General features: G+C 29.5%; 21 protein-coding genes and 1 tRNA gene. 8 read left to right on the top strand and 14 right to left on the bottom strand.

What is annotated here, in order from left to right; all coding sequences use genetic code 11:
* Positions 1–4: 4 nt before the first annotated feature.
* The 12 genes from CLTEP_RS08285 to purR form a co-directional block, all read right to left on the bottom strand.
* Positions 5–1549, bottom strand: coding sequence for a putative polysaccharide biosynthesis protein (locus CLTEP_RS08285; protein WP_066825325.1), 1545 nt, complete (start codon positions 1547–1549; stop codon positions 5–7).
* Between the two features lie 241 nt (positions 1550–1790).
* Positions 1791–2342 carry a stage V sporulation protein T gene (spoVT, locus tag CLTEP_RS08280; RefSeq protein ID WP_066825322.1) on the bottom strand — a complete coding sequence of 184 codons (552 nt, stop codon included), beginning with the start codon at positions 2340–2342 and terminating at the stop codon, positions 1791–1793.
* A 356-nt stretch (positions 2343–2698) separates the two neighbouring features.
* Positions 2699–3751, bottom strand: a complete 1053-nt coding sequence (locus tag CLTEP_RS08275) for a peptidylprolyl isomerase (protein WP_066825319.1) — start codon at positions 3749–3751, stop codon at positions 2699–2701.
* A 660-nt stretch (positions 3752–4411) separates the two neighbouring features.
* Positions 4412–7921, bottom strand: a complete 3510-nt coding sequence (mfd, locus tag CLTEP_RS08270; RefSeq protein WP_066825316.1) for a transcription-repair coupling factor — start codon at positions 7919–7921, stop codon at positions 4412–4414.
* A 136-nt stretch (positions 7922–8057) separates the two neighbouring features.
* Positions 8058–8624, bottom strand: a complete 567-nt coding sequence (gene pth / locus CLTEP_RS08265; RefSeq protein WP_066825314.1) for an aminoacyl-tRNA hydrolase — start codon at positions 8622–8624, stop codon at positions 8058–8060.
* A gap of 22 nt (positions 8625–8646) precedes the next feature.
* A complete protein-coding gene (locus tag CLTEP_RS08260) occupies positions 8647–9816 on the bottom strand; it encodes a S1C family serine protease (RefSeq protein ID WP_084364790.1) in 1170 nt (389 codons plus the stop codon).
* Between the two features lie 62 nt (positions 9817–9878).
* The gene (locus CLTEP_RS08255) at positions 9879–11294 is read right to left on the bottom strand and encodes a HAMP domain-containing sensor histidine kinase (RefSeq protein WP_066825312.1); all 1416 of its coding nucleotides are present in this window, start codon (positions 11292–11294) and stop codon (positions 9879–9881) included.
* A complete protein-coding gene (locus CLTEP_RS08250) occupies positions 11294–11980 on the bottom strand; it encodes a response regulator transcription factor (protein ID WP_066825310.1) in 687 nt (228 codons plus the stop codon). The genes CLTEP_RS08255 and CLTEP_RS08250 overlap by 1 nt, the downstream gene beginning before the upstream one ends.
* A gap of 290 nt (positions 11981–12270) precedes the next feature.
* Entirely contained in the window at positions 12271–13227 is a 957-nt protein-coding gene (locus CLTEP_RS08245) for a ribose-phosphate diphosphokinase (RefSeq protein ID WP_066825308.1), read from the bottom strand.
* A 12-nt stretch (positions 13228–13239) separates the two neighbouring features.
* Positions 13240–14613: a bifunctional UDP-N-acetylglucosamine diphosphorylase/glucosamine-1-phosphate N-acetyltransferase GlmU gene (glmU, locus tag CLTEP_RS08240; protein WP_066825307.1), complete on the bottom strand. Its 1374-nt coding sequence runs from the start codon at positions 14611–14613 to the stop codon at positions 13240–13242.
* 158 nt (positions 14614–14771) lie between these two features.
* The gene (gene spoVG, locus CLTEP_RS08235; RefSeq protein ID WP_066825306.1) at positions 14772–15077 is read right to left on the bottom strand and encodes a septation regulator SpoVG; all 306 of its coding nucleotides are present in this window, start codon (positions 15075–15077) and stop codon (positions 14772–14774) included.
* Between the two features lie 107 nt (positions 15078–15184).
* Positions 15185–16006, bottom strand: a complete 822-nt coding sequence (purR, locus tag CLTEP_RS08230) for a pur operon repressor (protein ID WP_066825300.1) — start codon at positions 16004–16006, stop codon at positions 15185–15187.
* 245 nt (positions 16007–16251) lie between these two features.
* On the opposite strand from purR, the gene murC reads away from it, so the two are divergent.
* The 8 genes from murC (at position 16252) to CLTEP_RS08190 (ending at position 24669) form a co-directional block, all read left to right on the top strand.
* Entirely contained in the window at positions 16252–17634 is a 1383-nt protein-coding gene (murC, locus tag CLTEP_RS08225; protein ID WP_066825297.1) for a UDP-N-acetylmuramate--L-alanine ligase, read from the top strand.
* Between the two features lie 581 nt (positions 17635–18215).
* Positions 18216–19952: an ABC transporter ATP-binding protein gene (locus CLTEP_RS08220; protein ID WP_066825292.1), complete on the top strand. Its 1737-nt coding sequence runs from the start codon at positions 18216–18218 to the stop codon at positions 19950–19952.
* On the top strand, positions 19952–21739 hold the full coding sequence (locus tag CLTEP_RS08215) for an ABC transporter ATP-binding protein (protein ID WP_066825290.1): 1788 nt from the start codon (positions 19952–19954) through the stop codon (positions 21737–21739). The genes CLTEP_RS08220 and CLTEP_RS08215 overlap by 1 nt, the downstream gene beginning before the upstream one ends.
* Before the next feature lie 95 nt (positions 21740–21834).
* Positions 21835–22146, top strand: a complete 312-nt coding sequence (locus CLTEP_RS08210) for a hypothetical protein (protein WP_066825288.1) — start codon at positions 21835–21837, stop codon at positions 22144–22146.
* 71 nt (positions 22147–22217) lie between these two features.
* A tRNA-Pro gene (locus CLTEP_RS08205) sits at positions 22218–22293 on the top strand.
* Between the two features lie 620 nt (positions 22294–22913).
* Entirely contained in the window at positions 22914–23438 is a 525-nt protein-coding gene (locus tag CLTEP_RS08200) for a phosphatase PAP2 family protein (RefSeq protein WP_066825284.1), read from the top strand.
* A 62-nt stretch (positions 23439–23500) separates the two neighbouring features.
* Complete coding sequence (locus CLTEP_RS08195; protein ID WP_066825282.1) at positions 23501–24157, top strand: HAD family hydrolase; 657 nt, start codon at positions 23501–23503, stop codon at positions 24155–24157.
* A gap of 104 nt (positions 24158–24261) precedes the next feature.
* Positions 24262–24669: an SH3 domain-containing protein gene (locus tag CLTEP_RS08190; protein WP_066825279.1), complete on the top strand. Its 408-nt coding sequence runs from the start codon at positions 24262–24264 to the stop codon at positions 24667–24669.
* 163 nt (positions 24670–24832) lie between these two features.
* Here CLTEP_RS08190 and CLTEP_RS08185 read toward each other — a convergent pair whose 3' ends face one another.
* Positions 24833–25555 carry a 2-phosphosulfolactate phosphatase family protein gene (locus tag CLTEP_RS08185; protein ID WP_066825273.1) on the bottom strand — a complete coding sequence of 241 codons (723 nt, stop codon included), beginning with the start codon at positions 25553–25555 and terminating at the stop codon, positions 24833–24835.
* A 165-nt stretch (positions 25556–25720) separates the two neighbouring features.
* Positions 25721–26117, bottom strand: a 397-nt coding sequence (locus tag CLTEP_RS08180) for an RNA-guided endonuclease InsQ/TnpB family protein (protein WP_153016304.1), incomplete at its 5' end; no start/stop codon positions are given.

The following is a 26117-nucleotide window of genomic DNA, read 5'->3' as shown; positions in this document are numbered from 1 at the left end:
AATTTCAATGTTTAAATTTCCCTGAAACTTTTCTCATGATATCACTATACTTGAAAACACCAAAAATAACAATAAAAAATGCATAAACTGTTATACCCACAACAATAGATATCATAGTAGAAATTGTATTATTCACTGTATTATTATAGACATAGTTATATGTAAATACAACTGAAAATATCATTATAGCTGCAGCATATCCAGGTTTAACAGTAACTTTATAATAATTAATAGGCATTTTCAAATCTTTTCTTAACAAATTCATATTCAAGATGCATACAATTACATACCCAACAATTGTCCCTATAACCGCACCATAAATATTGATTTTAGGAATAGGTACCAATATATATGTTAATATAACCTTTATTATGCAACCAATAAGCAAATTTAATACAGGCTCAAAAAATCTATTCATAGCTTGTAACAATGCTGTGCTAGATTGACATAATACAATAAAAGGTATAGCTATTGATAAAACTTTTAATATTTTAAAACCTCCCACATCACCTTGAAAGACTAAATTCATAATTGGATGTGCCATGAAAAATAATCCTAATGCTGAAGGTATTGAAATAACACAGGATAATTTTATAGCTATTTCAACTTTTTTGCTTAATTCTAATCTTCTATTCATAACAAACGCTTCAGAAATTATAGGCACAATTGATGAACATAGTGCTATTGATAGAGCCATGGGAACATTAGCTAACGTAGCTGCCTTTCCAGTAAGTTGACCATAAACTATAGCTGCATTTCTACTATTAAATCCTGCCCTTAAAAGCCCTTGAGGCACCAATATTGAATCCATCAATCCCATAACTGTTCCTACTGCTGCTCCAAATGAAATAGGCACAGCTACTCGTATTATTTTTTTCATTACGTTTCCCTTATTTTTATATTTACCAAATACAATCTCTCGTCTTATTCTTGCATATTTGATAATAAGATACAGTGTACCAAATATCGCTCCAATTACCGTTCCCAATGCTGCACCACCTGCTGCATATTCTATGCCTTTTGGAAATAACATCACTGCTAGTCCAACGCCAAAACTTACGCGTCCAATCTGCTCTATAATTTGAGATACAGCAGTAGGTCTCATATCTTGAAGCCCTTGAAAAAAACCTCTAAACGTCCCCAAAATAACAACAAAAATAGGTGCTATTGCTACAGCTGTAAAAGCATAATAGGATTTAATATTCCACTTTAATCCAAATATGATTTCTTTAGAAAATAATAAAAGCAGCATGGAAAATATTCCACCTATAGGAATCATAATTATTAAAGTCAATCTTAAAACATATATTATTCCTCCAGTATCTTTTTTTGCATTCATTTCTGAAATTATTTTAGATACAGCAATAGGTATACCTGATGCTACTGCAACAAACATCATATAAAGTGGATATGACATTTGATAATATCCCATACCTTCATCACCAATAAGCCCTTGTAAAGGAATTCTAAAAAACAGTCCTAAAAATCTCGCAAAAATACTTGCTACACCTAATATTAATGTCCCCTTTATTAAACTCTGCTTCTTCATAATAATAATACCCCCATTTGCATATAGTGCTTATTTAATAGTTATTATTGCGATTTTTGGGATATTACTCAAAGCGAAATTTTAAATTTAGATACCACGAAGTAATTTTCAGTTTATCAGCTTTATATTCTAAGCAATTTGTTTTTACGCATTCATCTCCCACTTATAGGATATGACAAGTTTCTTTTAGTTGAGTTAAAAACTACCAACTTACAAAACGTTGGTAGTTTTTTATTAATTATTATTCCATCTGTTTACCTAAAAAAGCGGCTGCGGTTTCAGCTAACTTTAATTCTAAATCCCCAAAGTTAACTCCGCTTTCAGTTGAAGCAATAATTACAGAACCTATTGCATCACCTTCAGCTATTATTGGCGTAATGACTTGTGCAGAATATTTATCTTGAACTTCTTCATCATCATATAAAGATATAACATCTTCATTACCTTCACCTAAAATAACTGATTTTCTTTCTTCCATGATTTTTTCTAATTGAAAACTTATCTTCTGATCCATATATTCTTTCTTAGAAGCACCACTTACAGAAATAATATTATCTTTATCAGATATTAAAATCATGTGACCAATAGTCTGCTGTAATGAATCTGCATATTCTTCTGAAAACTCGCTTAACTCTTCTATAGGTGAATATTTCTTTAATATTACTCCTCCCTCTCTGTCAGTAAATATTTCTAAAGGATCTCCTTCTCTAATCCTCAAGGTTTTTCTTATCTCCTTTGGAATAACAACTCTACCTAAATCATCTATACGCCTAACTATTCCTGTTGCCTTCATTAGTTCTTTTCCTCCTTTAACTTATCTAATTATACTTGTATTATTATTATCTTTCTAATTATGAAATTTTATACACAAATGTATATATCAATTTGTATATATAATTATCAAGTTATAAAATCGTATTCTTGTTTAAGTTATTATACGATTTTAAGGACTTTGCAAGTATAAAAAAACAGCCCCTACATTTCCGTAAGGACTGCATGTTATTCATAGTAATATATATTACTTTACCCTCGTCTTTTAATAATTAATGTTTTAATCATTTTAAAATGAAGCTTTTTTTTCAAATGTAATAACTCCTCATCTAAAATACCTATGTTTTACTTCATCAAAACAATTTTATAGAACATAATTTATAGGTTACTTTCATACTTTTTAACTTTAGCTTCTTTTTTCCATTTAGAAAAGCTATCCTGCCACAATTTATTTTTCTTTTGGCTTATCAATACTTTCTTAATGTTATCTTTTACATCATTAAATGGCTTAGGTGTGTATATTTTCTTATCTATAACCTTCAATATGTGCCAACCATCTTTTTCTTGAATAGGCTGAGATACTTCACCCTTATTCATTGTTTTAGCAGCAAGCATAAATACCATACCCTGTTTCATATCTTTGTAATTAATCCATCCTAAATCTCCACCTTTATCCTTGGTAGCCACATCTAAAGATTTTTCCTTTGCTATGTTTGCAAAATCCTTTCCTTCATCCAACTCTTTCTTAATTTTATCTGCTTCTTCTTTAGTCTTCACTAAAATATGTGCTATATGAGCTTTATTCTCTCCCTCTTGAAAACTCTCTTTATTAGCCTCATAATAATCTTTTACATCTTTATCCGTAACCGTTACATTTTTTGTAATATTATCATAAACTATTTTGTTTATAACATTTGCTCTTACCAAATCGTCTGTAATTCCCTTTGGTTCCCTTAATTCTTTTTCAGTTACATTCCTAAGTTTTAAATATTTCTTAAAATCCTCTTCGTCTTTGTACAATTTCTTTAAACTATCAACTTGTTTATTTGCTTCTTCTTTTATTCTTTCTCTTTCTTTTTTCATGTCTTCTTTTATCTTTTCCTCAGAAGGAACAATTTTGAGCTCAGTACCTTTATCCTCAATTATTACATTAGCAATCATTTCATCTAATGTTTGCATTCTTTGACTTTTTAAATACTTTTTAACTTCAGGAAGCTTCTCATAATCATCTCCGTACTTTTTTTCCAAACTTGATAATACACCTTCCAGCCTATCATCAACTTGACCTCTTGTAATCTTATGGCCATTAACTTTAGCAACTACGCTATTTCTAATACCTTCTTTAGTCTTAGTAATCATATTACATCCAGTAAATGACGCAATAACCATACCAGCTAATGCTAAACTGACTAATTTCTTTATGTTCTTCATCTTTTACCCCCACTTTTCTGTATATTTTAGATTTCCAATACAATATTATATCACAAAATTCGTTATAAGCGTAAAACCAATTTTAAAACTCCCTCCACTTACTTCCTTGACAGAAAAAATATGAGCCTATTTTACTAAAGCAAAAAGTTTCAATCTCATACTTACAAAAGTAGGAATCTAGTAAAATTGATAAAAAAACATGTCATAGAATTAATATCTTTGACATGTTTTTTACATTAGCCTAAATGAAATTCATGTTCCACCTTACCAAAAATTGCTATAATAACTGCATAAATCGCCATAATAATAAGTATATAAAGTATAATGTCTATTAAACATCCTTTATTTTTGTTCATTTTATTTATAGCTCCTCAATTGTTATAGTTCCCTTGCCACCTGGAAATCCTTTAAGTATCCATTTAGAAGAACCATACTCAAAGGGAATTTTGTCATCAACAAAGTGACAATGAAGTATTGACGAAAATTCACAATATGAACCATCTGATAGAAAATAATCTATTGGTATCTATATTTTTATTTTAATTCCATGTAAAAACTTGTTAATAAAATGTATATTTATAGTATATATGTAAATTATAACATAAATACAGGTATAAGTAAATACATAATAAAAATATAAAATATTTTCTTTTAAACACCTTACCCTAAGTTCTTTAGCGATTCAAATAATTTTTTCAAATCTTGTATTAAATTTTCTTTCTCGCTTAATTTAAATTTATATACTAAAACAGGATTATCATCAAATTTAAATACTATTTTTCTATTATATTTATCAAGAATAAAATCAATTATCTTTTTAGTTATTCTCTCTTTACTATCATATTTAATTAAAATTTCATTGTTAATTTCTTTTATTTCTAACACTCCTAAATCACGAGCAATACTTTTTATATATGCAATATAAATCAAATTATTAACTGGATATGGAATATCAGAAAATCTATCTTCTATTTCTTCTTGAATATCCATCATTTCCTCATAAGAATTTATTGCAGCTATCTTTTTATATATTTCTATTTTCTGAGTTTCATCTTTCAAATAGTTATCAGGAATATATGCATCAACTTTCAACTCAATAGTTGTCTCAACAGGTTCATTTACAATTTCACCCTTTAAAGTTTTTATGGTTTCCTCTAACATACGACAGTATAAATCATATCCAACCGTTGACATATGTCCATGCTGTGCTGAACCCATCATATTACCAGCACCTCGAATTTCTAAATCCCTCATAGCTATTTTAAAACCAGCACCAAGTTCTGTAAATTCCTTTATTGCTTTAAGTCTTTTTTCTGCTATCTCTGTTAAAATTTTATCCTTCCTATATGTGAAGTACGCATATGCTATTTTATTTGATCTTCCTACTCTACCTCTTAATTGATATAACTGAGAAAGTCCCATTTTATCTGCATCATATATAATCATAGTATTTACATTTGGTATATCAATTCCTGTTTCAATTATAGTTGTAGAAATTAGCAAATCATATTTTCCTTCCATAAAATCAAGCATAACATCTTCAAGTTCTCTTTTAGTCATTTGACCATGTGCAATAGCAACTCTCGCCTCTGGCACCAAATTGCTAATATACGCTGCCATATCTTTTATAGTTTCAACCCTGTTGTACACAAAATAAATCTGTCCATTTCTATTAATTTCTCTTATAATAGCATCCCTTATTAGCTGCTCATTAAATTCGACAACATATGTTTGTATAGGATATCTTTCCTCAGGTGGAGTTTCTATTACACTAATATTCCTAATTCCTGTTAAAGACATATGTAGCGTTCTAGGTATAGGAGTAGCAGATAAAGCGATTACATCAATATTTTTTTTCATATTCTTAATTTTTTCCTTATGCGTAACTCCAAATCTTTGTTCCTCATCAATAATCAGTAACCCCAAATCTTTAAATTTTATATCCTTGTTAAGCAATTTATGTGTTCCAATTATTATATCTACATTACCTTCCTTTAGAGCTTTTAATATCTTCTTCTGCTCTGCAGGTGTTTTAAACCTGCTAATCATGTCTATATTTATTGGAAAGCTTGAAAATCTCTTAATTAAATTATTATAATGCTGTTTTGCCAAAATAGTCGTAGGAACCAAAAATGCAACCTGCTTTCCATCCATAACAGCTTTAAAGGCCGCTCTTATTGCTACTTCAGTTTTACCATAGCCAACATCACCACAAATAAGCCTATCCATAGGCTTATCAGATTCCATATCAGCTTTTATTTCTTCTATTGCAGTAATCTGATCAGGTGTCTCCTCAAAAGGGAACTCTTCTTCGAATTGTTTTTGCCAAATAGTATCTTTACTAAACTTATACCCTTTAACAACTGATCTTTCTGCATAAAGTTTCATCAAATCTTCTGCAATATCCTGAATTGACTTTTTAACTTTTCTCTTAGTCTTTGCCCACTCCACACTGCTCAATTTATTTATTTTAGGTGTCTTACCTTCAGCTCCTATATACTTCTGTACCATATCTAATTGCTCTACTGGTACATAAAGTATATCATTTCCAAAATATGATATCTTTAAGAAGTCCTTTTTATGTCCCTGTACTTCAAGCTGTTTTATGCCTTTATATACACCTATACCATGATTAACATGAACAACATAGTCGCCCAATTTTAAATCAGTAAAACTTTTAATCTTAGCTATACCTTTTTGATTAAAATGTCGTTTACTTTTTCTCTTTGATTCTCCAAAAACTCCTTTGTCGGAAATTATACACAATTTCAATTCAGTATATTCAAATCCCTTTAACTGAGTACCATAAGTTACTATAACCTGTCCTAGATTTATCTCAGAAATCATATCTCTATATGTACTCTCGATTCCTCTTTCATATAGTGTATTTATTAATCTTTCGCCTCTTGTCTTTGTACCTGATAAAATAACTATACTATATCCCTTTTCTTTTTTATCTTTTATATCATCAATTAATAAATCTAACTGTCCGTGATAATTATGAAGAGTTTTTTGAGTAAAATAAACAACTGCATCTGACTTTAAATAAAACGACTTTTCAAATGCACCAATACACACCGAAGCATTACACTTTAAAATATCTACTACATTTTCTTTTGATATTAATAATTCTGCTTGTTTAGGTAAAATATTTCCTCTACTAAGATAATTTTCATAATTATCGTTAAATTCGGAATAAACGCTCTCAAGTTTTCCAACACATCTCTGCATATCATCTACAATAATAAATGCTCCCTTGATATATTCAAATAGAGTAGATGAATTTTCATAAAAATACGGCAAATAACTATCTATAGTTTCAAAAGACCATCTGTTTTTTAAAGATTCAATATTGCTATTTACAATATTTTTTATTTTATCAGCAATATCTTTGTTCTTTTTAGAATTTATTTTACTTAAATAGCATTCTAAATCATTCTTAATAGATTGATATCCCTTATCCAAATTCTCTACTGGTAAAATAATTTCTTTAGCAGGATATATTTCTATATTAAAAACCTTATCAATACTTCTCTGTGTACTCGTATTAAAAGTTCTTATAGAATCGATTTCATCATCAAACAATTCTATTCTATATGGCATATTTGATGTAGGTGGAAAAACATCTAATATACCACCTCTTACGGAAAATTGACCTTTATTTTCAACTGCTGAAACCCTTTCATATCCACATTGAATTAGTTTTTTGCTAAATTCCTTAATATCTATAATATCTCCTGTTGAAAATTTAAAAATATATTTTTTGAAAAGTTCAACAGGTACATACCTAGCAGCAAGTGCCTCAACACAAGTAATAATTATCTTATTACCTTCTCTAAGCATTTCCTTTAAAACATTAATTCTCTCCCACCTAACATCTCCTGATATAGCATCAACATTGTAAAAAGTAACTTCTCTGACAGGAAAATAATATACATTGGACATATATAATTGTAAATCCTCATATAAATTTCTAGCTTCCAAATCACTATGAGTAACAATAAGTGTATGATTGTTAATATCATCATACAATCCATATATTAAATAACTTTTAGCTGATTCGGATATACCATATATGTTAATTGGGAAATTCTTTCCTTTAATATTCTTAACAATAGTTCTAAATTGTTCACTTTCTTTTAATGGTTTAATAACTCCTGATAACCTCATGGCTATCCCCCCTTAGCATAACTACGTATGCATTTGTCTAAAACAAAATACACACCACAAATTAATCACACGCCAAATAGCCTCACAAAATGAGGCTAAAAACTCGTTATCTAGATTATATCCTTCAATAAAAAAATTATTCAACTCTCAATCCATTAAATTTATTCATAGCTTCTACAACACCATTAGTTATTATATTCTCAGCTGCACTCGCTGCTAATTCTATTGTCTTATCTATAATTTTTCTTTCTTCGTCCGAAAACTTTCCTAGAACATATGATACTAAATCATTTTCAGGACTTCCAATTCCAACCTTAATCCTGTTAAAATTATCACTCGATAAATTTTGAATAATATTCTTTACTCCATTTTGGCCACCTGAACTCCCCTTTTGCCTTATCCTTATTTTACCTATATCTATACTAATATCATCATGAATTATTATTACATTTTTAAGTGGAATATTATAATAATTAACAAATTGCACTACACTTTCTCCACTTAAATTCATATATGTTAGAGGCTTCAGCAATATAACTTTTTCACCTTTTATCCTTATCTCATTAAACAACCCTTTAAACTTTTCCTTTTCAATTTTAATATTATATTTATAAGCTAATATATCCAAAACATCAAAACCAACATTATGTCTAGTATTTATGTATTTATCTCCTGGATTTCCAAGCCCGACTATTAAAAACATGTTTGTACTTTTCCTCCTTAGTTTAATCTTTCTTATCGAATTCAGAAATAACTATATTTACGAATAAAAACTTACCATTTCTCCATATTTTACATTTTATAGTATCTCCCGCATTATGGCAAGCAAGAATATCATTCAAATCATCTATCTTGTGCATATTGACATTATCCGCTTCAACAATAATATCTGTAGGTCTTATATTCGCCTTATCTGCACTACTTCCTTTTGAAATATGTTGAACATAAATTCCTGTAATTCCGCTAGTATCTACAGGTACTGCCGTACCACCATAAATCCCTAAAACTGTTTTTAAGACTTGATTCTTACTAATCAAAGAATTAATTATATAATTAGCTTCATTACTCGAAACTGCACATACTACATTATTAGCTTTACCATCTTTACTGCTCATATAATCATTTATTCCAATAATTTCACCCGAAGAATTACATAAAGCACCACCTATGTTACCATAATTCATTGTTGCATCGGTTTCTAATAGTTTATATGCAGTATACCTACCTGATTTGTCACTGCACTTAATTTTTCTCGTACTAATAGAGCTAATTATTCCAGTAGTTATAGCTCCACAGTTTTTTTCTCCTAAAGGATTTCCTACCGCAACAATAAAATCTCCAACCTTTACATTTTTGGAATCACCTAGCTTTGCAAATGGTAAATTATTTTTATCAATTTTAATTACTGCTAAATTAAAAGCTTCATTTTTTCCAATAATTTTAGCTTTATAAGTCTTTGAAGTATTTAATTTTACAAAAGTATTACATTTTTTATTCACTAATTTTGCACTAGTTACTATATATCCATCAGATGAAATAATTATTCCTGAGCCATTATCGCAATATTTTCCATTTTCATATTGAGTGTAAACACCAACAACCGTTTGCCCTAAATTTTTAACGACATTACCTATTATATCACTATACAAATTTGAAATATCATTATAACCATTTGATGAATAATATTTATGACTTAAATTAGTCTTGTTAATAACATACATGCTTGACATTGCCCCTGAAAATGCTGCAATTGCAATAAAAGCTACAACCTTAGTAATAACTTTCATTCTCTTTCTTGTCTTGCTTTTGCGAAATTTAATGTGGTATTTATGAAAATTATTAAATATTTCATTGTTTTGTTCTTTATGACTCATATCTAAATTTTTATGTTTCATCTAAAATACCACTTCCTAACCCATTAAATCATTATTTCAATTTGTTTTTTATAAAAAGCTATCTATACTGCTCTGGTTAATGTAAATGTAAAGCATACTCCATTGTCTTTATTATTAACCCAAATATCTTCTCCTAATTGAGTTAATATTCCCCTAACTATTGAAAGACCTAACCCTGTACTCATCTTTGATGTTCTAGCTTTATCTATCTTATAAAATCTTTCCCAAATATGATTTAATTCTTCATCAGATATCTTATTGCCATCATTATAAAAAGAAATAAACACCTTTTTACCTTTTGCCTTAGAATTTATTTGTATATTTCCTCCATGTTTTGAGTACTTTATAGCATTATCTATCAAGTTTGTCACAACTTGAATCAATCTATCTCTATCACCATATACATACAATTGATCACTATCAAAACAAACATCAACTTTTAATCTTTTCTCTTTTATTTTATTTTCAAATTTCAGTACAGTAAGTCTTATAATTTCATTTATATTTATTTCTTCAATTATCAAACTGAATTTACCCGATTCTATCGCAGATAAATCCAACAAATCATTTACCAACCTCGTCAATCTTTGAGTTTCCTCATATGCCATTTTCAAATAATAATTTTCCTTATCCTTTGGAATTACGCCATCAATTATACCTCCTATAAATCCCTTTATAGAAGTTATAGGCGACCTTATCTCGTGAGAAACATTAGATATAAATCGTCTCCTATTTTGTTCGACTTTTTCTAGTGAATCCGCCATGAAATTAAAAGTTCGCGCTAGATTACCTATTTCATCATCTGAATCAATATAAACTCTTCTTTCAACTTCACCTTTTGAAATCTTTTTAGCAGTTGTGTTAATTTCATTCAAGGGCTTTAAAATTATTTTCTGTGAAAACCAATATATAAATATACATGCTGGTAACATTGCTAACATTACCGATATCCATATTATAGTATATACTTTTTTAAGAGGTTCAGCTATTTGAAAAATAGGAGTGTTCATTACTACTGCACCTATAAAATCACCATTTTCTGTTATTATAGGTACTTCCATAACATGCCCATAATTATCATACTCTGAACTTTTTATATCCTTTTTTTCTATTATTTGATTCTTTTTTAATTTTTCAATATCATCTTTAAATAACTGATTTCTTAAATATTCCTTATTCTTTTCGCTAGAAACAGCATATACATACCCTGAACTATCTATAAGCCAAATATCTGCTTTTAAATACCTAGCCATAAATTTTAATCTTTCATTTATTTGACTTGGCGTTTCAACATTATTAACGTAATCCATAGCTATTTTGCTTATAGTAGCTGTTTGAGTTATAAGTTGTTCTTTCCTTTGTTTATAATAATACCCTTGAAACCAATACGAAAGAAACGCAGCAAGTATGACAAATGTAACTGCAATAATTATTATATAAACAGCAACCATTTTAGAAAATAAACCTTTTTTTCGCATTATTTCACCTCAAATTTATATCCTACGCCCCAAACAGTTTCAATTTGCCACGAAGATTCTCCTTCAAGTTTTTCTCTTAATCTTTTTATATGAACATCAACCGTTCTTGAATCACCAGGATAATCATATCCCCATACTTCACAGAGAAGCTGTTCTCTAGTAAAAACCTTGTTTTTGTTCACAGCTAAATAATATAACAGTTCAAATTCTTTTGGTGGCATCTTTATCTCTTTGTCTGCATATATAACTTTATACGAATTTGCATCTATATATAAATTATCGAATGTTAAAATTTCTTTACCCTTATTATCTGCATTATATCGCCTTAAAACAGCCTTTATTCTTGCAAGAAGTTCTTTAGGTTCAAAAGGTTTAACTATATAGTCATCTGCTCCTAATTCCAAACCTAAAACTTTATCAAAAGTTTCTCCCCTAGCAGTTAGAAGTATAACTGGTGTTTCGCTTTCCTTTCTTATAGCTTTAAGAACATCCATACCATCAATATAAGGAAGCATAATATCCAATAAAACTAAATCTGGAATGTAACTATGAAACTCTTCAAGTGCTTCCTTGCCATCATGTGCTATACACGTATCATAACCTGTATTCATTAAATACATATTTATTATATCGCAAATATTCTCATCATCATCAACTATTAGTACTTTCCCTAATGTTCCTTCCAAAATTAATCCCCCCAAATTTAATTACATACTTGTATAATATTACTTTATCATATTTTGTATTAGCATTACTTGAATTAATAAAAAAGTTACAAATTATTTACCTATTAACAATTAATATTGAGTCAAAATAAAAAAAAATAGTGAACTCGACTCTAATCCATCTGAAGCAAAAACTTCAATCTCCCACCTATAAAAGCAGAAGTCTCGTAAAATCTATAAAAAATAGCAATTTTGAACACTATAAAACCTAAAAAATGCAGTAGCAATCAAACTACTGCATCAAATAAATATTATTCAAATAACTTACTCACAGAAACATCCTCATATATTCTTCGAATCGCCTCTGCAAAAATAGGAGCTACTGGTAAAACAGTAAACTTATCTATAATCTTTTCCTTTGGAAGATCTATAGTATGTAACATTACAACTTCTTTTATCACAGATTTCTCAAGTCTTTCAATTGCCGGCCCTGACAAAACAGCATGACTGCAACATGCATATACTTCTTTTGCACCTCTTTCCACCAATGCTGCCGCTGCATTTGTAATCGTTCCAGCTGTATCTATCATATCATCTATCATTATACATCTCTTGCCTTTAATATCGCCTATGATATTCATAACCTCTGATACATTTGCTTTTGGTCTTCTCTTATCTATTATTGCGATAGATGCATGAAGCCTATCTGCAAATTTTCTTGCTCTTGTTACACTTCCTAAATCCGGAGAAACTATTATAGTATCTTCATCTTCCTTAAAGCCCTTCTCAATAAAATATTTTGCTAATAATGGACTTCCCATCAAATGATCTACTGGAATATTGAAATACCCTTGTATCTGTGCTGCGTGTAAATCCATGGCCAAAATCCTATCTGCACCCGCTGCAGTTAAAAGATCAGCAACAAGCTTTGAAGTAATAGGATCTCTAGCTTTAGCCTTTCTATCCTGTCTTGCATACCCATAGTATGGCATAACAGCAGTAATTCTTCCAGCTGAAGCTCTTTTGAATGCATCAATCATAATCAACAATTCCATCAAGTGATCATTTACTGGATCATTCGTCGACTGAACAACAAAAACATCCGCCCCACGCACTGTTTCATTGATATTAACAGAAATTTCTCCATCACTGAATCTAGTTACCTCTGAATCTCCTAAATGCACACCCAATATGTCTGCAATATCTTCAGCTAGCTTAGGATTAGAATTACCCGTAAAAATTTTGATATTCTTGCCATGTGCCTGCATTGAAAAACCTCCTTATTTTTTCTTAAGCCCCTTTTTCTCTACCCAGTTATTGATATTTACTTGTTTAGCTCTTGCAATAGCTAATGCCCCTTCAGGCACTTCTTTAGTAATTGTAGAGCCTGCTGCAATATATGAATTATCTTTAACCTCAACAGGTGATACCAAGTTAGTGTTGCACCCAATAAATGCATTGTTCCCTACTATTGTTTTATGTTTTTTCTTACCATCGTAATTTACAACAACAGTACCACATCCAAAGTTACATCCACTACCAACTTCAGCATCTCCTATATATGTAAGATGAGATACTTTTGTATTATCACCTATTGTAGATTTTTTAATTTCAACAAAATCTCCTATTCTTGCATTTGCTCCAATATTCGATTCTGGTCTAACATAAGCAAAAGGTCCAACAGTAGTATTTTCTCCTATATAACTATCCAAAATTACTGAATTTTGAATAATAACACCATATTCTATAATACTATCCTTTATCCTTGAATTCGGATATAATACACAGTTATCCTTAATAATAGTATTCCCCTGAAGCACATTTCCAGGATATATTATGGTATCTTTTCCTATAACAACCTCTGAATCAATATAAGTACTACCAGGATCTATTATAGTAACACCATTTTCCATGTGCTTATTGTTAATTCTATTTCTCATAATTTGTTCAGCATTTGCAAGTTCATTCCTAGAATTAACCGCTGTAACAATATCAAAAGGCACATTAAACGCCCCTATCTTATATCCTTGCTTCTTAAATATCTCAATCACATCAGTCAAATAATACTCTTTTTGAGCATTGTCATTGCTTAATTTATTTAAATTATCTAGTAAGCATTTTATATCGAAGCAATACATTCCTGCATTAATCTCATTAATATTTCTTTCTTCCTCTGTGCAGTCCTTAAATTCAACTATCTTTTTCACTTCATTATTTATATCTCTAACAATTCGACCATATTTAGCAGGCTCATTCAAGAACGATGTTATAACTGTAGTCTTATATTTCCCATTTTCATGAAATTCAAAAAGCTCTTTTACCATATGTTCAGTTATTAGTGGTCCATCACCAACAAAAATTGCGACCGTTCCACTCTTACCTTTTAAAAACTCCTCTGCACACATAACAGCATGCCCTGTACCTAGCTGCTCACACTGCAAAGAATAAGTAACCCCCTTATCTTCAGTTGCTTTTTTAACTTGTTCTGAATTTTTTCCTATTACTATATCAATACTACCTATTCCTGCTTTGCTTATAGTATCAATAACATGATTAATCATTTCTTTACCACAGACCTTGTGAAGAACCTTAGGTAAATTTGATTTCATTCTTTTTCCTTCACCAGCAGCTAATATAATAGCACATTTATTCAATTTAACACCTCTTTTAAAACTTATTTTATCAATACTAACATATATTTAATTAAAAATCCTCTTATATTATATTTTATTAAGTGTATATTTTCAACATAAAAAAAAATATTTTCTGTGCAAACAAAAAGGAGCCTACACTCCTAATGTATAGCTCCTTTTTATTCCTCGATAATTTCTCCAATATCATCTTCTTTAGAATCTTCTAATTCATTCTTAACCTTTTCATATTCTTCTAAAATAGCATCCTGAATTTTCTGTCTAGTTTCAGTATTTATAGGATGAGTAATATCTTTAAATTCACCACTTGGTGTCTTTCTACTAGGCATAGCTATGAAAAGTCCATTCTTTCCTTCAATAACCTTAATATCATGTACAACAAACTCATTATCAAAAGTTACTGAAACTATAGCCTTCATTTTACTATCTGCGGAAATCTTCCTAATTCTAACATCTGTAATTTGCATATGTCTACCTCCTATACACAGTTAATTTAATTAAGTATTTCTCTATATATTTTATTTTTCCTTCTAAATATTTAAAATTTTATTAATTTTTTTAAATATTCTAAAGATTAAGGGTGCTTTTTTTGTGAAGGAACCAATTCAACTCTTCCATTTTCATCAATTCCTTTAAAATCTATTAAAGAAATATATTCTCCAACTAACTTATGTTGTGTAGTTACATCATCTATTAACACTCCCATGCCCAAAACTTCGCTTTCAAATTCTTTTAATAAATTGATTATACCATTCGCAGTTCCACCAGCCTTCATAAAATCATCAATAAAGATGCACTTACTACCTTTTTTTATTGCTCTCTTCGATAATGACATTGTTTGAATTCTTTTACTAGAACCTGATATATAATTTATACTAATAGTAGTTCCCTCAGTAACCTTTGTATCTCTCCTTACTATTAAAAGCTGTACTCCTAATAATTTTGCCACTTCAAAAGCAAGAGGTATACCTTTAGTTTCTACAGTAATAACATAATCAATTTCTAGTTCTGCAAACTTACTTGCTATTATTACTGCTGCTCTAGTGATAATATACGGATCATATAATATATCGGTCATATAAATAAAATTACCTACAATTATTCTCATAGGATTCTTAAGAATTTCACAAAGTTCATCAACAAATTCCTTCGATTCTTCACTAGATATTTGGGGTATATATTTAACACCTCCAGAAGCCCCTGCCACAGTTTCAACCTTGCCCATACATAACTTATTTAAGGCTTCTCTTACTATAACAATGTCTTCACTTATTGTTGATTTTGCCGCATTGAACATTTTAGTAAAATTATTTAAGTTAATTATTTTATTTGGGTTATCTATCAATACCTTTGTGATACATGATATTCTTTGATTTCTATTGAATTTAATTTTCATAGCACACTCACCTATACATTTTTATTTTCCGAATTTTTTTGAAAAAAATTATTTCATTATTCATAGTTTAATATTATATTTTTAATATTGTCAATAAGAATTTAAATTATTTATATCAAATTTACTTTTTCACTCTAAATTAATATAAAATTCCAACAAAATCTTTATTCTTGTATCGTTTTTCACTAAATTTGTATATAATTAATAATAGTAAGTTAATAAACACTTTTAAGGAGTTGATAATATTGTCTTTTGATTTTATAAATGATAGGCACAAAAAAATCCACTTTATTGGTATTGGTGGAATTAGCATGAGTGGGCTTGCAGAAATACTTATTGAAAATGGATATAAAGTTTCCGGTTCTGATGTGAACTCCTCTCATATTACAGATTCACTTAAAAATAATGGTGCGGAAATTTTTATAGGTCATAAAGCAAATAATGTTGATGGTTCCGATATAGTAGTTTACACTGCTGCCATATCAAAAGATAATCCCGAAATACTAAAAGCAAAAGAATTAAATATACCTTTAATGGACAGAGCAACCTTTTTAGGTGAAATCATGAAAGGTCATAAATACAATGTAGCTGTCGCTGGTACACATGGTAAAACAACGACCACTTCAATGCTTTCTCATATAGTAATTAAAGAAAATTTAGACCCAACGATTTTAGTAGGTGGAGAACTTGACATAATCAGCGGGAATGTACGCACAGGTAATAGCGATTATTTCATTACTGAAGCATGCGAATACAAGGAATCATTTTTGAAATTTTATCCTTATATTGGAATAATACTTAACATAGATGCTGATCATTTAGATTATTATAAAAACATAGAACATATAAAAGATACTTTTGCCAAATTTATCAAACTTATTCCCGAAAATGGTTATGCTGTAATTAACTATGATGATGAAAACGCAAGAGAAATATTAAAGCATGCCAATTGCAATATTATTACCTATGGTTTAAAAAGTGGAACATATACGGCTAGAAATATTAATTATGATAAAAATGGATGTGCACACTTTGATCTATATAAAGAAAACAAAAAACTATTTTCAATTAATTTAAATGTACCGGGAGAACACAATGTTTTAAATGCACTAGCAAGTATTTGTGCGTCAATATGCCTTAATATTTCACAAAGTTCAATAATAAATGGTCTATACAACTTTCATGGGACTCACAGGAGATTTGAAATTAAAGGAGTAAAAAATAACATTACAGTTATTGATGATTACGCTCATCATCCAACAGAAATAAAAGCTACAATTAAAACTGCAAATACTTATCCTCATAAGAAAATTTTCTGTGTATTTCAACCCCATACCTATACTAGAACATTAAGCTTATTTGATGAATTCAGCGAAGCCTTTTATGGTGTAGACACTCTCATACTTGCAGATATATACAGTGCATCTAGAGAGAAAGACACAGGTATAGTAAGTTCAGATATGCTCGGAAATTCAATTAGGGATAAAGGAATTAATTGTTTAAATTTACACAGCTTTTGTGAAATAGCAGAGTACCTCAATAAACATTGTAATGAAGGCGATATTATTTTAACTGTTGGAGCAGGAGATATATATAAAGTTGGAGAAATTTTTTTAGAAAATTATTAAAATAAAGAAAAATTTTGAATTTTATATTGACATAATATTCTTTTTATATTATTCTATATGTGTTATAATTTATTTCGATTAGAAAATACTAATTTGTATTCAAATTTATGTAAAGGAGGTAGGAAAATGATTAATAGAGTATTTACTTTATTTATTGTCACTGGACTCGCTATGTCTTTATACAATTTTATAATTTTAAAAGATAACCCTACCTCAGCGAATAAATCTTCTTTAGTTTTAAATTAGCATACTATATGATTTTGTGTAAACATGTGGTTGCGGGTTATCTCACCGTGACCACTTATTATATTTTTTGATAATTTCTATATGCTTTTAAGGGTCATGGAACTTCCATGACCCTTTTTATTAAATAAATATAATAGGAGGTAGTTGTTATGCTTAAACTCAGATGCACAAAAAAACCAAAAACAAGTTGGGAGGTATCAATAAAAACAAAAATATTTTCTCTTTATAAACGCCGGAAAAATCATTAAGAAATTCTTTGTTTTGAAGTTTCAATGTTTTGATTCATCAAAATAGCTTGATTAAACTTATACAATGTAAAAAGGAGGGCACAAATTTTGAAACGAATTTTAGAATATGTAAAAAAATATAAATTATTTGTTATTATTCCAACAGTAGCAATGATAATAAGCATTGCATTAGATATGTTCAATCCTCATTTAATTCAAATATTAATAGATGACGTAATAAAAAAAGGTCACTATAATATGCTCAAAACTATCATTATGGCAATTGCTGGAATAACAATATCAAGAACTATTTTAGGTTATATACGTGAATTCACTTTTGACTATCTTTCTTCTAGGGTAAGCATAGATTTAAAAAGGGATTTATTCTCTCACATTCAAAGTTTGCCATTTAGTTACTTTGACAATATGAATACAGGAGAATTGATGTCTAGAGTTGATTCTGATATTGATAATATTTGGGGAACAATAGGTTTTGGAATAGGTTTATTTGTTGAAAATTCAATTTATTTTATTACAGCTTCAATTATTTTATTTTCTATAAATTGGAAACTAGCTCTTTTCACACTCGTAACAATGCCTATAATAGGCTTTATAGCTTACAAACTTGAAAAAGAAATAGATAAATCCTTTGATGCAATAAGCGATCATACTTCCGTATTAAACACTACTGCACAGGAAAACATTGCAGGCGTCAGACTAGTAAAAGCTTTTGCTCGTGAAAAACATGAAATATTAAAATTTGTAAAGCTAAATAATAAGAATTATGAGCTTAATATAATTAAAACAAAAATTTGGGGCAAATATTATCCTGTTATAGAGTTTTTATGCAATATTTCTATTTTAGTTGTTGTAACATTTGGTGGACTTTTTGTAATAAAAGATAATATGACACTCGGTGAACTCGGTGCATTTAATGGATATGTTGGAATGCTTATTTTCCCTATGAGAATGATAGGTTGGCTTACAAATATGATAGCTCAATCTAGTGCTTCCGCAAAGAAAATATTCAAAATAATGGATATAGAACCTGAAATTAAAGATAAAGAAAATCCTATAAGACTTCCCAATGTCAATGGAAATATTAAATTCAATAATGTATCTTTTAAATACAACAATGAATATATACTGAAAAATATCAATATTGAAGTAAAACCTGGAAGCACAGTAGCAATAATGGGACCTACAGGTTCTGGCAAGAGTTCTATAGTAAATTTAATTGGAAGGTATTACGATGTTGATGAAGGCTCAATAACAGTAGATGGATATAATGTCAAAGATATTTGTGTAAAAGACTTGAGAAGCAAAATGGCTGTAGTCTCACAAGACACCTTTCTATTTTCCGATACAATAAAAGAAAATTTATTATTTGGAAAAGAAAATGCAACTATGAACGAAATTGAAGAAACTTGTAAAATTTCATGTGCTGAAGAATTTATAAATTCTCTTGAAGACAAATATGAAACGGTTATTGGAGAAAGAGGGCTAGGATTATCAGGTGGTCAAAAGCAAAGATTATCGATTGCAAGAGCACTCATACGAAATGCAGATATATTAATACTTGATGATGCAACTTCTGCCTTAGATATGGAAACAGAGTATACTCTGCTAAAAAATCTCTATGAGAGAACTAAAAAATCTACTACATTCATAATAGCTCACAGGATATCCGCAGTTAAAAATGCAGATAAAATAATATTTATTGAAGATGGTAGAATTGTTGAAGAAGGCACTCACGAGTCATTACTCGCAAGAAAAGGTAAATATTATGATGTTTATTGTTCGCAATTCAAAGATTTTCAAGATATAGAAAAAGAGGTGGTATAATGGCTATAAACTCAACAAAACAAGATGAAAAAATAAAAAATCATTCTAATAAAGAGTTATTAACTAGAATTTTCAGTTATCTAAAGCCTTACAAACTAAAGGTTTTTATTATAATTTTATTAATGATATTTGTAATGATATGTTCACTCTTAAATCCTTATCTTCTTAAAATTGCAATTGATAAATTCATTAAAAATAAGAATATAAAAGGATTATTTGTTATAGCAATATTAATGATTATATTTAACCTAGTTGCAATGGCAGCTTCTAAAATTAGAATTAACATGATGGCAAAAGTTACAAATGACGCTATATTGACAATAAGACAAGAATTATACGAACACATTCAGAAACTATCTTTCAATTTCTTTGACAGTAGACCCGTTGGGAAAATACTCGCAAGAGTAGTTGGTGATGTTAATTCTCTTCAAAATTTGTTTGCAAACAGTATTACAAGTTTTATACCTGAAATATTAACATTGATTTGTGTAACAGTAATAATGTTTTCTTTGAACTTTAAATTAGCACTTGTATCAATAGCAATGCTTCCACTGCTTTTTATAGGATTGTTTTCTGTTCAAACATTTTCGAGGAAAAGATGGCAAACGTTTAGAGGAAAGCGTTCAAATCTAAACGCTTTTACCCATGAAGATTTTTCAGGTATAAGAGTAGTTCAATCCTTCGCTGTGGAGGATAAAACTGAAAAAACATTTTTGAATTATGTAAAAGAAATGATGAATGCTTTTGTAAACGCAGTAAAATTGAATGATTTGTTTTGGCCTATGGTTGAAATATCATGGGGTATAGGAATTATACTTGTATACTGGTATGGAGTAAAACTTATAAAAGCCAATGCAGTAACTGTAGGAACTCTTCTTGCTTTTACAGGATATATAGGTATGTTTTGGCATCCAATAATGAATATAAGTAATTTTTATAATACTTTAATTACTAATTTCGCTGCAGCCGAAAGAATATTTGAAATAATGGATATTCAACCAAACTTAATCAATATGGAAAATTGCATTAAAATGCCTAAAATAAGAGGAGAAGTTGAGTTTAAAAATGTTACTTTTGGTTATAATTGCGACGTTCCTGTGCTTAACAATGTGAGTTTCAAAGTAAAAGCTGGTGAAACAATAGCATTGGTTGGCCCTACTGGAGCTGGTAAAACCACTATAATCAATCTCTTAAGCCGATTTTACGATCCTTCATATGGTGAAATCACAATTGATGGGAAAAATATAAAACATGTTGATATTGAATCCCTAAGAAGCCAAATGGGTATTATGCTCCAAGATACATTTCTGTTTTCAGATACAATTATGGAAAATATACGATATGGAAAGCTTGATGCAACAGATGAAGAAGTAATTCAAGCTGCAAAAGCTGTTAATGCTCACTCATTTATAATGAAACTCGAAAAAGGATATCATACGCAAATCAATGAAAGAGGTTCAAGACTCTCTGTAGGTCAAAGACAGCTTATATCTTTTGCAAGAGCTCTTCTCGCAAATCCAAGAATATTGATACTCGATGAAGCAACATCAAATATCGATACAGCAACAGAAAGGCTTGTACAAAAAGGAATAGATAAACTCTTATTTGGAAGAACATCATTCGTTATAGCACACAGATTATCAACAATAAGAGATTGTGACAGAATAATGGTAATCGATAATGGTAAAATAGTTGAATCGGGAAGCCATGATGAACTCATAAAATATAAAGGTTTATATTATGACCTTTATGCTTCACAATATAAATTTCTTAATGAAGGAGCATAAAAAACATAAAATTCACTCCCATTGGAAAAAATAAAATATTATAAACGTGATAATCATTACATACAATGATTATCACAATTTGGGGAGGTAATTTCATGAAAAATTTTATTATATCCGCCGGAATCGATATTGTAATAATTTTTGTGTCCTATTATATATTCAGAAGCATAATAAGCGGTCCTACAAGGCACAAAATGTATGAAAAATTTATGAGTTCTTTTGCTAAATTTATTATTTATATATTTATTGCAACGGTTGCAATAACTGCAACAACAGCTTTTATAATATATAGAACAAGATATATTCCTTATCTTAATATTATAGCTTCTATGCTTGTATCAGTGCTAGTTGGTTTTATTATGTCTACAGTCCCAACAAGAGGATATGGCGACCAACAAAATAGGTAAACTCACTTTGCTAAAAAATATTGCAATAATCAAAATATAAATATATAATTTTAGTATACTCAAATTTCAGTCGGGGCATAGCGCAGATGGTAGCGCGCTTGGTTCGGGACCATGAGGTCGCAGGTTCAAGTCCTGTTGCCCCGACCAAAATATTGATTAATGTACACATTGGTACTCATCTTTTGAAAAACAGGTGAGTACTTTTTTTGACTAAGATTTGACTTGTTATTTTATTTCAGAGACCTATTAATAAATTCAGTTTCAATACAGCATCATTTATATTTGACTTGTTATTTTGTTTCAGACGTCTTAACTCATACTTTGAGTTTAAATATTAAAAATGTTATAATACAATATAACTAGAAAATAAAAAAACTTATATAGATAATAGAGAATAATAAAAATAGAAATTGGAGACTGGAGACTAAAACAGAATCACTAGTCACTAATCACCAATCACCAAAGCAGATTGTTACTTTGATAGGTATTAACATCTAGAACTTTATTCTTAACCAGATGCTAGTTCTCAAGTTACAAATCTGCACTCGGAATCATTGACTGGAGACTAGAGACTGGTGATTAGAGATTAATACTCAGCACCTATCATGCAGATACTAGCTGTCAAGTCACAAATTTATACTGGAGACTAAAACAAAATCACTAATCGCCAATCACCAAAGCAAATTGTGAGTTTGATGGAGATTAGAAACTGGCAACTGGAGATTAAATCTCAGTACTTAGTAAACTAAAAGAAGGGTGGTAACATATTGAAAGCTGTATTTAAACGCATACAAGACAGAGATATAATAATTTTAAAGATTTTTAATCAGAAAATAAAGTGCAAGGCTTTAGATGTTATTATGCCTATACTTACTTATTTAGGTTCTTTCCTTTTCGTAACTTTATTTTGCCTGGTCGCATTTTTGGTTAAAAATGAAGTCGTTCATAAATTTAGCATTCGATGCATAATAACATTAAGCTTTGGTGCGGCATTAACCCAGCTTGTTAAGGTTAGTGTTAATAGACTGCGTCCTTACATTACAATTGAAAACTTGTATATCAAAAAAATAGGAATCGATAGATATTCTTTCCCATCTGGACATACTGCTGTTGCCTTCTCTCTTGCAATCATGACATCTTTATTCTTTCCTAAACTTGTTGTTTTAAGTATTCTACTGGGAACGTGCGTAGGAATATCCCGAATGTATTTAGGTGTACACTATCCAACAGATGTTATTTTTGGTATGATAATAGGAACAATATCTTCTTTTTTGGTATATAATTTTATATAAAACAAGCTAAGACATTTTCAAAAAATAAAATGCCTAAAATTTATTATACTGAGGTGATAAAAATGTTTAAAAATATTAAAGCAGCTATTTTCGATTTAGATGGTACATTGATCGATTCAATGGGAATATGGAGTAAAATAGATATTGATTTTCTTAAAAAAAGAAACATAGAATTTCCTTCTGACCTAAAAGATGATATAGAATCACTAGGTTTTGAGGAAACATCAAAATATTTTAAGAAAAGATTTAATTTACCTGAAACAATAGAAGAAATCCAGAATGAATGGTTTGATATGGCATACAAAGAATATTCAAACAATGTCCCTTTAAAACCATATGCTAAAGAATTCTTAGAATTTTTAAAAAAACTAGGATTAAAAATAGCTCTAACAACAAGCAATTGTAATCTTTTAGTACAAGCAACTTTCAAAAAGAACAACATTGCCCATTTATTTGATGTAATAACAACAACAGATGAAGTATCAAGAGGCAAGAGTTTTCCAGATGTTTATCTGCTTACAGCAAAAAAATTAAATATTGCACCTTCTGAATGTATAGTTTTTGAAGATATTCTTCCTGCTATAAAGGGTGCTAAAGCCGCTGGTATGAAGGTGATTGGAGTTCATGATACTTTTTCAGAATACCAAAAAGATATGATAATAAGTCATGCCGATAAATATATTAATAGTTTTAATGAATTAACAGAAAAAGCTGTATAGTTCAAGTAAGCACAGCTCATGCAGTTACGCATACTATACTTGCATATTATTTCAGTATAGAAAATATACTATACTGAAATAATACTTTATAGGGAGTATACATAATGATTCTTTTACTATTTTTATTGATGCTTATTCTTATAGCAATTTTATATTTCAAATATAATAGTATAATTGCAAGTCAAAAAAGACAAATCATTCTATTATCCAAAAAAAACACTGAACTAAGAAACAAAATAAATCGTAGAAATTCATCACTTAAGGATATAATGATCAAATTCACACTCCCTCAATGTTCAGATGCTGTAACAAACACCGCTTGCAATCTTTATGTTGCTCCTATTAATAATTCTTTAGTCATAAATTCTTTAGAAAAAGATATAAAATTAAAAGTACTAGACTGTGCAGAAGTTACAGATGATATTTGGTTTAGAGTTGCTTTTAATTGTGATGATGATTTAAATAACAAAGGCTGGATCAAAGAAGAATATATAACCAAAATATCTATATAAGCGAACTCGTTTTGCTAAAACAAAATATTGGGACTTTAAGTCGAGGCCTTACTTCGCCTAAAACCAAACCTACAACATACCACTTATTTGAACTCCCCCCCCCATGACAAGCAAGGGGGGTCTTCTTGTGTCGTTTCTATAAATAAGAATCTTATAAAATTGATTAAGAAATAATATCAGCCTTAATTATACCATCAATATACTCAGGAACCACATCTGTTACATCTTTGCTGCAGCAATATTCCAAGTCTTCCTTGAGTCCTAAATCAGTAATAGTTTTATAATGCTTAGCATATTTAATAAAGCTTATAATATCTGTATGTGATGAATATATATGATATGCCGTTGAAGCTATATCTGTAAGCTCAATATTACCTTCTAAGCACTCCTTCAAACAACTAATTATATATCCACTACATATAAAATCATCAATTGAAAACTCTCCATTAGTACCTGCATTTATTATTACAACATCTTGTCCAACTTCTTTTAATCTATGAGCAACAGCTTTTCCATTTAGCATTGAGCCTATAAATATGTTATCTCCATCTGAAGCTCCTCTTATAGCTCTTGTACCATTACTAGTCGTAATAACTAATCTTTTACCCTTAACCACATCTTCTTTGTATTCTAATGGAGAATTTGAACAATGAAAACCTTTTATTTTTACTGCATTTCTTTCGCCACCCAATATTATATCTTTATATTTTTGTGCTAAAGAAAGTGCTTCATCAATAGTTAACACAGGAATAACCTCTCTGCAACCATTCTTGATTGCTGTAACTATTACAGAAGTAGCCCTAAGCATGTCTATTACAACTACAGACTTACCTTTTATTTTTTTCTTATCAATTACATCTGCAGAAACAATTAAATCAATATTCACGATTTTTCACCGTTGCCAAAACCTTATAAAACTCTATAAAGCTTGTTTAATTCCCTGTTCAACCTATCCCATTTTGCAATAAGCTACTTTGGTTTGATATGATAGTCCGAGGGCTTAAATTCGGATACAACGAATCCTACACCTCTAGTCTAACTGTTTAAGTAGTTATGCTGAATATCTGCTTAAATTAATTGAAGCATTAAAATCTCTATCAATTACTAATCCACATTTTTCACAGATATAAGTTCTTTCAGATAGTGATAATTTAGTCTTTTTATGTCCACACTCACTGCATATTTTTGATGATGGATACCATTTATCAGCTTCAACAAATTTAATTCCATAAAACTCACATTTATACTTAAGTTGTCTTTTAAACTCATACAACCCTTGCTGTGCTATAGCTTTAGATAAATGTCTATTCTTCATCATACTTTTAATATTAAGTGTTTCCATAACTACTCTTGATGGCTTGGTTTTCACTATCTTAGTAGTTGCTTGGTGTAAGTGATTGCTTCTAATATTAGATAATCTTCTATGAAGTAATCTAATTTGCTTTTCA

It is taken from the genome of Clostridium tepidiprofundi DSM 19306, from assembly GCF_001594005.1.
Lineage (GTDB): Bacteria > Bacillota > Clostridia > Clostridiales > Clostridiaceae > Clostridium_AC > Clostridium_AC tepidiprofundi.
Note: the sequence above shows the minus strand (reverse complement) of the source record. Positions and strands in the feature narration are given on the sequence as shown.